The sequence below is a fragment of the Psychrobacter sp. PP-21 genome, assembly GCF_033790785.1.
Classification (GTDB): Bacteria; Pseudomonadota; Gammaproteobacteria; order Pseudomonadales; family Moraxellaceae; genus Psychrobacter.
Map to the genome: position 1 here is coordinate 1 of NZ_JAMYEB010000141.1, position 205 is coordinate 205.

The window sequence follows — 205 nt, forward strand, 5'->3', positions numbered from 1 at the left end:
ATCCTTTATTGATACTGCCTTAGAGGCTGAGATGGAAGAGCATCTCGGCTACCCTAAACATGAGAAGGCAGACAAGCCCAATAAGCGCAACGGCCACACTAAAAAGACCGTCCGCAGTGACACAGGCAATCTTGAGATCTCCACCCCAAGAGACCGTGATGGTGACTTTGAACCTGCGTTAGTGCGTAAGCATCAAACCCGTATC

At 49.8% G+C, this 205-nt stretch carries 1 protein-coding gene; it reads left to right on the forward strand.

Annotated features, from left to right (window positions below):
• Positions 1-205 (forward strand): transposase (locus tag NJD71_RS13925; protein ID WP_319052474.1); only part of this gene is annotated, 205 nt, incomplete at both ends.